10 protein-coding genes and 1 tRNA gene are annotated in these 9,077 nt (G+C 65.9%); 5 read left to right on the top strand and 6 right to left on the bottom strand.

Annotated elements, in window-relative coordinates; genetic code table 11:
- Positions 1-149 precede the first annotated feature (149 nt).
- From A5706_RS13850 to A5706_RS13840, 3 genes are all read right to left on the bottom strand, one after another.
- Entirely contained in the window at positions 150-1,430 is a 1,281-nt protein-coding gene (locus A5706_RS13850) for a DUF427 domain-containing protein (RefSeq protein ID WP_068131454.1), read from the bottom strand.
- A gap of 20 nt (positions 1,431-1,450) precedes the next feature.
- The gene (locus A5706_RS13845; RefSeq protein ID WP_068131453.1) at positions 1,451-2,218 is read right to left on the bottom strand and encodes an SDR family oxidoreductase; all 768 of its coding nucleotides are present in this window, start codon (positions 2,216-2,218) and stop codon (positions 1,451-1,453) included.
- 98 nt (positions 2,219-2,316) lie between these two features.
- Positions 2,317-2,928, bottom strand: a complete 612-nt coding sequence (locus A5706_RS13840) for a TetR/AcrR family transcriptional regulator (protein WP_068131451.1) — start codon at positions 2,926-2,928, stop codon at positions 2,317-2,319.
- Between the two features lie 233 nt (positions 2,929-3,161).
- On the opposite strand from A5706_RS13840, the gene A5706_RS13835 reads away from it, so the two are divergent.
- The 4 genes from A5706_RS13835 to A5706_RS13820 are packed head-to-tail and all read left to right on the top strand — an operon-like array spanning position 3,162 to position 6,501.
- A complete protein-coding gene (locus tag A5706_RS13835; RefSeq protein WP_068131456.1) occupies positions 3,162-3,959 on the top strand; it encodes an SDR family NAD(P)-dependent oxidoreductase in 798 nt (265 codons plus the stop codon).
- 22 nt (positions 3,960-3,981) lie between these two features.
- Positions 3,982-4,407: a Zn-ribbon domain-containing OB-fold protein gene (locus A5706_RS13830; RefSeq protein WP_068131450.1), complete on the top strand. Its 426-nt coding sequence runs from the start codon at positions 3,982-3,984 to the stop codon at positions 4,405-4,407.
- A gap of 11 nt (positions 4,408-4,418) precedes the next feature.
- Positions 4,419-5,582, top strand: a complete 1,164-nt coding sequence (locus A5706_RS13825; protein WP_231985286.1) for a thiolase family protein — start codon at positions 4,419-4,421, stop codon at positions 5,580-5,582.
- A gap of 46 nt (positions 5,583-5,628) precedes the next feature.
- Positions 5,629-6,501: an NAD(P)-dependent oxidoreductase gene (locus tag A5706_RS13820; protein ID WP_068131446.1), complete on the top strand. Its 873-nt coding sequence runs from the start codon at positions 5,629-5,631 to the stop codon at positions 6,499-6,501.
- A gap of 176 nt (positions 6,502-6,677) precedes the next feature.
- Here A5706_RS13820 and A5706_RS13815 read toward each other — a convergent pair.
- The 3 genes from A5706_RS13815 to A5706_RS13805 form a co-directional block, all read right to left on the bottom strand.
- Positions 6,678-6,750 (bottom strand) — tRNA-Arg (locus A5706_RS13815).
- Between the two features lie 54 nt (positions 6,751-6,804).
- A complete protein-coding gene (locus A5706_RS13810) occupies positions 6,805-7,629 on the bottom strand; it encodes an LLM class F420-dependent oxidoreductase (protein ID WP_082964359.1) in 825 nt (274 codons plus the stop codon).
- A gap of 24 nt (positions 7,630-7,653) precedes the next feature.
- Complete coding sequence (locus tag A5706_RS13805) at positions 7,654-8,709, bottom strand: poly-gamma-glutamate hydrolase family protein (RefSeq protein WP_068131442.1); 1,056 nt, start codon at positions 8,707-8,709, stop codon at positions 7,654-7,656.
- A gap of 82 nt (positions 8,710-8,791) precedes the next feature.
- On the opposite strand from A5706_RS13805, the gene A5706_RS13800 reads away from it, so the two are divergent.
- Positions 8,792-9,077: hypothetical protein (locus A5706_RS13800; RefSeq protein WP_369831863.1), on the top strand; the 286-nt coding region annotated here is incomplete at its 3' end.

The raw sequence follows: 9,077 nt of genomic DNA, 5'->3' as shown, positions 1-9,077 counted from the left end.
AGTGAATGGCTGGCTCGCATCATCTATTCGTTCTCGACCGTCAATCAGGGTCTTACCTTTGATATGAGCAAACCGGCTACGGTCCGCCGCTATGTCGAAAAATTCGCCATCAACGGCCTGCGCTGACGCATTGAAATGACGGGACGGCCTTACATCGCCGTCCGGCTGTCGCGGCCCATCGCCGCGGGTTCCGTCGAGAACTCACGCACCATCGCCTGGATGGTGTAGGACGCGGCGAGCCGTCCATCTCGGGTGAAGACCCGGCCGTCGCCCTGCACGAGCCCGCGTCCTGACCAGAATGCGTGATTCGTGTAGAGCAGCCAGTCCGCGACGTCGACGTCGTCGTGAAACGCGATGGTGGCCTTCATGATCCCGGTCGATAAGGTGGCATGCGCGCGCGCCTCGCCCAGGCCGGGATGCGGCAACATGCCCGCGGCGATCGTCCAATGCGTCGTCGACTGGGCCAGCAAGGCGGCGTTCAGGTAGGGGGTCGGCGGCGCATCGCGGAATCGCACCCACGCGTTGATGATCGGCGGGCCCACCCGATCGGGATCCGGGTCGTACGCACCATCCACGACCCGAATCTCGCGGCCCGTCATACCGAAGCCCGCAAACGGCACCGCCGACTCGGGTCCCGGAACGTCCGGCATGGGCTCGCCGTGCCGCATCACGTCGGCCGCGCCGGAATCTGCAAGCACCAGACCTACGCTGCGCAATACGCCCCGCTGACTGATGCGAACGTCGGCCGTCGAGAACGATCTGCCCCGACGAAGCACGTCGACGGACAGGTCTACGGGCGCGTCGAACGAGGCCGCTTTGGCGAAGATCATCGATGCCGACGTGACTCTCTGTCCCGGAAGCGCTTTTGACGCGGCCACGATCGCCTCGCCGAGCAGCTGGCCGCCCTCGACGACATTGCGATGAGTCGGCCCATGTGCGGGCCCGATGAACCGGTTATCGGCCACCTCCTGGACGTCGATGATCCTGGACAGTTCGTCGGCGTCTCCCCACAGCGGGAATGTCACGGCAACCTCTGAGCCGTCCGGCCAGACTTCGACGACGACTACACGTAGCGCGTCGCCGTAGAACGAGACGTGTCCCGCGATGGCCGCGACCTCTGGCAGCGGAGTGCGGTAGGTCCATACCACGTTTTCAACGCTAGAACCCGCCCCGTCAAGGCTCCAATAACTGGCCCGACCCTTGAACGGGCACACGCTGCTGTGATCCGACGGGCGGAACAGCTGCCACCGCACGGCGGACTCGGGAAAGTACAAGCGGTCCTCGTGGTCGGTCTCGGTCACCACGAGGCACCGGTCGCTCTGGGCGACGAGCACGTCACCGAACCATACCTCGCCCCGATATGGGCACAGGGTCGCGTCGATGCGGTAATCGGGGTAATCGGGCCACGCCGATTCGACTTGCGTTGTCATCACTGCCCTTTCATCCGGCCTCATACCGTCAGCCCACGACGGGGTGGTGACGGTGGACGAATGACAAGCTGCTCGAGGCCGACCGTGGGAAAATTCATTGCGCTGGCGAACGTTCCTGCCAGCATGTCGGCCACGTCGTCCGGCGACATCAATGTCTCCTGTAGGAGGCCGCGCGCGACCCAATCCTGAACGACCGTGCCGAGCAGTTCGGGGTCGAATGCCGCGGTGAACTCGGTCGGAACGGTGCCGCCCACCGTGACACAGCAGTAACGAAACCCGGGATGCTCTGTGCGCCAGGCATTGAGGCTTTCCGACAGCGCGGCCTTACTGGAGGAATAGGCGCCCAGCGCGGCTCGTGGTTGTCCGACGGTCTCGGAGGACATGGCGCTGACGAGCGCCGCGGGAGCGAGAACTGGCAGACAGGACCGGACGACGTTGTGTACACCAACCACATTCGTCCGCATCACGTCCATCCAATCGTCGACGGAGGTGTCGGCGAACATTCTCAGCGGCGCGTAACCCACCGAGATGAACAGCAGGTCGATTTCGCCAACGGTCCGGCGGGCCATATCGGCAAGCCGCACGCAGTCGTCAGCGTTGCGCACATCCACGCTGATGGCGGCGGGGCACCCTGCTTCCGCGGCAACCTCGTCCAGACGGTCTTGACGGCGCGCCGCGATGAGCAGGTCGGCACCCTCCTTGCCGGCACGCACGGCGAATGCCCGCCCGATCCCGGCCGATGCCCCCACCACCACGACCCGCTTGCCGGCCAACGTCCGTTCGCCCATGTGCTGACCACCGATCGATAATCCACGCGTTCAAAGCCGTCCGACAATGGAGAACAATAGTACATCTATTGTTCAGTTGAGCGGCTTCCGCATGGTCCTCAGCGGAGCCCGTTGATCGCGAACGCCTCCACATAGCGCCGGACAGTGTCCGGCTTGGACATGTCGAACGTTTGGGCCTCGTTGACGGTAGAGAACGACCAGATGATTCGGGCCAGCCATTCACTCGCAGCAGCAACGTCGACGCCGGTGCCCACCTCGCCACGCTCGCGCGCGGCCCGCACATACGGTTCGAGAAATTGCGTGGTACGCCGGACCGCCGTGTCACCGTCGGAGATCATGTGCCGCATCAGTTCGGCGTCGTCGGCCATCAGCCGGTTGCGAGTCCGATGGTCGAGCAGGATCTTCGCGTGCGTCTCGGCCATCGCGCCCAGTTGCTCGGCCAAAGTCGATTTCTTGGCCATCGCCGTGGCGACTTCGCGGTAGAAGCGTTGGGCACCATGCTCGATCGCGGCCTCGATCAGGACATCGCGGTCGACGAAGTACCGGTAGATGGTGCCTCGGGAGACCTTGGCCATGCGCGCCACGTCCTGCACACTGGTGCGCTGAATGCCCAGCTGCGTGAAGCACTCGTTGGCCGCGTCAAGAATTTGGTCACGGCGGTCAGCCTCGGCGGCGACCTCCGCCTCGCCGGCGACTGGGTCAGTCAACATCACACTCCTACGCGCCCAACGGCAGTGGTCCCGGTCATTCATGGTACGCGACGTGCGGCGTTGCGCCCGGGAGCCGCACCGGTCCGCGAGGCCGGCTGCACCCCTGCGGATGCGCGTCTTCGTCGCGGCGGGAGGGCTCGCGATGGGTGCACTAGGCACCGCCGCGGCGATCTGCAATTATTGGATAATTGAACGTTGGATGTTCCATTGTTACATCGCAGCAAGGAGTGGTCTTGGCTCGTCTGGAGGACAGATACGCGCTGGTTACCGGCGGAGCTCAGGGGCTGGGCGGGGCAATTGCCGAGGAGTTGGCCGGCCTGGGTGCCCACGTCACTATCGTCGATCTGAACGGGGAGAAGGGCCTTGAGCGCGTCGAGCGCATTCGTGGCAATTCCGGGCGAGCCTCCTTCACCAGGGCCAATGTGGCCCACCGCGATGCGATTGAAGCCGCCGTGCACGAGGCGGCGGAAACCGGAGGTGGCCGCATCGACGTCTTGGTCAACGCGGCCCAGTTCTTCGCGATGCCGAAGGCACTCGAACTGGTCACCGATAAGGACTGGGAGCTCTCGGAAGCCACCGGGCCCAAGGCAACCTTCCGGTTCATGCAGATCTGTTTTCCGTTCCTCCGTGAGTCGGGGCGCGCGTCGGTGATCAACTTCGTGTCGGGCTCCGCCCTCGCCGGCATCGCCTACACCGCTCCTTACTCGGCGGCCAAGGGCGCGGTGGCGGCGCTGACCAAGGTCGCCGCCAACGAGTGGGCTCGCCACCGCATCCGAGTGAATGCGGTGTGTCCGTTCGCCCTTACGGAGGCACAGGAAAAGCTGATCGGCACCGAATGGGACAACTACACGCGGACCGCGGCGGCGTCGCCCATGAAGCGCGGCGCCAGCCCCGGGGAGATCGCGCCGGCCGTAGCGTTCTTGGCAGGAGACGATGCGGCTTTCGTGACCGGCACGGTGCTCCACGTCGATGGAGGCATGACCGAGCTGTCAACGGTGGACTATTCGCAGTCACCGGGAGTGTTTGGCTAGCAATCGAATTCACCCATAGCGCATGACTCACATGGCAGATTTTCACCGACCGGTTCCGGCGCTGACCGCCCTGAATCGGCCCTTCTGGACCGCTGGTGCCGACGGAGTGCTGCGCATGCAACGCTGCACCAACTGTGGGCGGCTGTGTCACCCGCCCGCGCTGCTGTGCCCTGTCGACCATTCCGCGATCGACTATGTCGACCTCAGCGGTCGTGGGTTCGTCGAATCCTGGACGGTGAACCGCCACCAATGGTTCCCGGGGTTGACGCCGCCCTACCTCATCGCATTCGTCAATCCGGTTGAGGACAGGCGGGCGCGCCTGCTGACCAACCTGGTGAACGTCCTTCCCGGCGAGATCACCCCGGATATGCGCGTTCGGGTCACATTCGATCGGTGCATGGACGGCGAAGACGAGGTGTTCATTCCCTTGTTCGAGCCAGAGCGCTGATGAGGAGCTTGGTGACCGACCGAGCTGTCATCAGCGGCATCGGTCAGTCGGCAATCGGCCGCCGGTTGGGGCGGGACCCGCTGGAGCTCACCGCCGAAGCGTGTCTGGCCGCGGTTGCCGACGCGGGTCTGTCGTTGGCCGACATCGACGGCCTCACAACGTATCCCGGGTCGTCGCAACCCGGCATCGGATTCTCCGGGGCGTCGCTGCGCGACATCCACGACGCGCTGGGAATCGCGCCGAACTGGGTCGCCGGGGGAGTGGAGTCCCCGGGACAGCTCGGCGCCGTCGTGGACGCGATGCTCGCTGTGGCCGGGGGGCTTGCCGACCATGTCCTGTGTTGGCGCAGCATCTGGGAGGGCACCGCTCAGGGTGCCGGCCGCCGCAAGGGTTATGGGGCCGGTGGCGGGCGTCCAGCCGGAATGCTGGGGTGGCAGATGCCTTTTGGCGTGACGGCGGCCAACCTGGCGGCGCTCCAAATCCGCGGGCGGATGCTGCGGTACGGCCTGACCCGGGAGCAGCTCGCGTCGATAGCGATCGCGCAGCGGGCGCACGCGGCGCGCAACCCCGCGGCGATCTATCGCGAGCCACTCGACCTGGATACGTATTCGAGCGCGCGGATGGTTTCCGACCCGCTGTGCATGTTCGACTGTGATATCGCTTGCGACGGGGCGACCGCGTTCGTCGTCTCGCGTGCCGAACACGTTGGCGCGCTGGATCACCCCGGCGTGGCCGTCGAGGCCCTCGACTGTGCCCACCACGACCGGTTCACCTGGGAGGGCGGCGAAGACATCACCCGCATCAGTTCGCGCTGGTCCACCATCTGGGAGCGCACCGATTTCACGATCGACGATGTGGACGTGGCTTCGTTGTATGACGGGTTCAGTGTCTTCGTGCTTTGCTGGCTGGAGGACTTTGGTTTCTGCCCGGTGGGCGAATCCGGCGCGTGGGTCGCGGACCCGGCCCGCATCTCCCTGGGCGGCGAACTACCCATCAATACTGCCGGAGGGCAGTTGTCCGGCGGACGCCTGCACGGCTTCGGGCATCTCCATGAAGCATGTCTGCAGATTCGCGGCGAGGCTGGCGCGCGACAGGTCGACGGCGCGACGCTGGCCGCGGTCGGCGTCGGAGCGGCCAACAGCGGCACCACAGCGATGCTGCTGCGGCGGGCATGAGAGTGCCGTCGTGCACAATGATCATGCGACCCGCAGGAGGATATCCATGGCCGACGATCACGCGCCGATGTTGGGCTTCATCGGGCTGGGCAATCTGGGTGCACCGATGGCCAAGCGATTGGTCGACTGGCCCGGTGGCTTAATCGTCTTTGACGTACGGCCCGATGCCGCAACGTCGTTCGCCGACGGCGCAGTGCAGGTCGCCGACACCGTGGATGACGTGGCGGCCGCCGACATCATCAGCGTCATGGTGCTCAACGACGGGCAAGTGCGCGACGTGGTGGCGCGGCTCGCCCCTCGGGCCAAGCGCGGTACCGTCATCGCGATCCACTCGACGATCGACCACCGGACCGCAGTCGAGCTGGCTGCGGAGCTGGGGCCCAACGGCATTCACGTCATCGATGCCCCGGTCAGTGGTGGCGTGGAAGCGGTGAAGACGGGTGATCTAGCTGTCATGGTGGGTGCCGAACGCCAGGTTTACGAGCGCGTCAAGCCGGCGTTCAAACAGTGGGCGTCTATGGTGGTTCACGCTGGAGAACCCGGCGCGGGGACCCGAATGAAGCTGGCGCGCAACATGCTAACTTTCACTTCTTTTGCGGCCGCCTGCGAAGCAATGAAGCTCGCCGAGTTGGCGGGTCTTGATGTGCAGGCGTTCAGCAGGGTCGTGCGCCACACCGATGCACACAGTGGCGGCACCGGAGCGATGATGTTCCGCGACGACATGAGCAAGCCGCTCGCCCCAGACCACTTCCTCTACCAACCTTTCCTGCACACCCGTGAATTGGGAGAGAAGGACCTCAGCCTGGCGCTGGGACTCGGCGGGGAAGTGGGAGTGGACCTGCCGCTGGCGAGGATCGCTTTGCAAAACCTTGCCGAAGGACTGGGGGTACCCCATGCCACTACGACCGAATCTGGTTGACAGAGAAACATGACGGACCGCGACACCGGCCAGCTCATCCGCAAACTCACACTTGATCCCACCCGCGACTACCAACCCCGCGGCGTGAAATGCGGAAAAACTCACCGAAAAACAAAATCCAGGTGTAAACCATGTCTCGGGACACCTGTCAACGATGTCCTGAGACATGACAACAGTGCCCCCGGCAGGATTCGAACCTGCGACACCGGCTTTAGGAGAGCCGTGCTCTATCCCCTGAGCTACGAGGGCGGACGGAGTGAGCTTACCGGGCGAGGCGCCCGTCGACCGCCGCGCGCCGACCGCTCACCGCAGTTCGGCGATGACCTTCGCGAACGCGTCGAGGTTATTGTCCTGGACGGTGAAGCTGCTCAGGCCGTACTTCTCGCGGAGGCCGACCAGCGTGTCGGCCATCTCGCGGGGTGACCCGCTGAGCACCGACGGCATCGACAGCAACTGGTCATCGGGCAGGTCGGGTGCGTATTGGCGGGTCATCCGCAGGTCGGGTGCGCTCTCACCTTCGCGCGGCATTGCGGTGATCACCATGTTCAGCTCGAGCGCGTCGAATCGCTCGCCCGCAGCGTTGCGGACGAACTCGATGCGTTCGGCCAGCGGGTCGTCGACGTCGTGCACCCTGGCGCCGGTCAGCCCGATGATGTCGGCGTGCCGGGCGGCCAGCGTCAGCACGCGATCGCCGTTGCCGGCGATGAGGATCGGCGTCGTCGGGTGATGTTCCTTCAGGTACGTCGTCATGTGTCCCAAATAGTCGACGCGCGCGCCGGCGCTGGGGTATGGCAGCTCGGCGGCCTCGAATTCCTCCCGGACATATCCGGTGCCGAGGCCGATCTCCAGACGGCCGTCGCTCAGCACGTCGAGGGCCTGCAGGTCCCTACTGAGCAGGGCCGGCTTGTAGAACGCGGCGTTGAGCACATACATGCTCAGCTTTATCCTGCTCGTCACCATCGCGACCGCAGTCAGCGTCGGCGACGGTGCCGCCGCGCCGAGATGGTCTGGCACACACAAGATGTCGTATCCGAGATCTTCCGCTCGCTTCACCTTGTCGACCAACGCCGAGCGTGACTTGAAGAACCGCATGCTCAATCCAAAGCGAAAATCCTTGTCCACCAACAACCTCCGTTCAACGACCAAAAACACTTACCAGGAACGCGCCGCGGCCGCTAGCCCCCGCACCAGGGCGGAGGTGACCGGCGACAAGCCGTCGGCACCCGGCAGCGGGCTGCGCGGGCTGAGGCCCCGCACGCGGGCCGACAGTTCCAGCTGCGTCCCGCCGGCGCGCACCCGGTTCACCGGATTGTTGGGATGCAGGCCCCGCAGTTCCGGTGGGATGTCGTCGATGTCGGTGACGACCTGATAGCCGGTCAGCCGGATCTGCCGCGCCAGGTGAGCCGCCAGCGCGCGGTTGCGTCCCCCGGCGAGCAGCTGGGTGCCGCGCCCGATTCGGCCGTAGCCGTGCAGTGAGACGGCGACGTCGACATGATCGAGAAACTCGGCCAGCCTTGGCGATTCGTCCGGGTCGTAGCGGGCCGACGGCAGGTGATGCGGGTAGCGAGTGGGATGGCGCACCACGTACACCGAGGCGTCGGCGGCCTCGGCGGCGCGTTCGGCGATGACGTCGGTCATCTCTTCCAGGCCGCCGCCGTGGATGGCGAGAAAACCGAAACGCGATCGCAGCCGGCTCTCCTCGGTCACGCCCGGTTCGCTCAACAGCGCTGAAAGTGATTGTGGTGCGGGAGTTTTAGCGACTACAGGTCGAGGCCAGTGGGACGGGTCCCAGCGGCGCAGAAAGTCGATCCATCGCTGCGGCAGCCCGTGCTGCGCGGCGCCGTCGATGATCCTGGGCAGATAGCCCGGCCGCGGCGGGCCCGGGATCACCCGGTGATCGATGTAGACCCAGGCCGGCGATGGCCCGTCGCCGGTGTGCACGGTCAGCCGGTCGCGCCGGTACCGCACCGGCACGCCCTCGGCGCTGTCCAGCGTCGCCAGGTCGTCGTCGGAGACTTGCCACAACACCCCGTGCACCTCGTTGCCGGCGAACGGCTCGACGGTGGCCACGCCGCGCTGGTTGATCAGCCAGTCGTGGTCGGCCAGCACCGCCGGCCGCGGATCCGCGGCGTCGGGGCAGCGCAGCGCCATCTGCCTGACGCAGAGATTCGACCCGTATGCGAAATAGGGGTGCCGGCGGGCCGGCATCTAGGCAGTCACCGTCTGGGCGCTGAGAACTTCGACCAAACTAACTCCCGCGAGCCTCTTCACGGACGACGACGTTCTCATAGTGCCGTACGCGGCTACCCGGGCGCTACGTACCGGTCACCTGATGATTGGGCCGGCCGGAGTCGACGGCGGTGGCGGCGGCGGTGGGTTCGGCTTAGGCGGAGGGAGGGGCCGAGGTGGAACCGGCGCCGGAGTCCCGGAAGGCGGAGGCGCGTTCGGCGGCGACGGCGGCGGGTACCGCGGCGGCGACGGGTGGGTTCCCGAGGGCGGCGGCGGCAGCACGATCGGTGGCGGGAGGATCACCGGCGGCGGCAACACCACGACGGGCGGGGGCAGCACCACCGGCG

Source organism: Mycobacterium sp. E796, from assembly GCF_001672815.1.
Taxonomy (GTDB): domain Bacteria; phylum Actinomycetota; class Actinomycetes; order Mycobacteriales; family Mycobacteriaceae; genus Mycobacterium.
Note: the sequence above shows the minus strand (reverse complement) of the source record. Positions and strands in the feature narration are given on the sequence as shown.

Bases quoted from the DNA above. Each gene is read 5' to 3' on its own strand.
- A5706_RS13805 (WP_068131442.1), bottom strand. From the start codon at position 8,709: ATGCCGGCCCGCCGGCACCCCTATTTCGCATACGGGTCGAATCTCTGC.
- A5706_RS13845 (WP_068131453.1), bottom strand. From the start codon at position 2,218: ATGGGCGAACGGACGTTGGCCGGCAAGCGGGTCGTGGTGGTGGGGGCA.
- A5706_RS13820 (WP_068131446.1), top strand. From the start codon at position 5,629: ATGGCCGACGATCACGCGCCGATGTTGGGCTTCATCGGGCTGGGCAAT.
- A5706_RS13850 (WP_068131454.1), bottom strand. From the start codon at position 1,430: ATGACAACGCAAGTCGAATCGGCGTGGCCCGATTACCCCGATTACCGC.
- A5706_RS13840 (WP_068131451.1), bottom strand. From the start codon at position 2,928: ATGTTGACTGACCCAGTCGCCGGCGAGGCGGAGGTCGCCGCCGAGGCT.
- A5706_RS13830 (WP_068131450.1), top strand. From the start codon at position 3,982: ATGACTCACATGGCAGATTTTCACCGACCGGTTCCGGCGCTGACCGCC.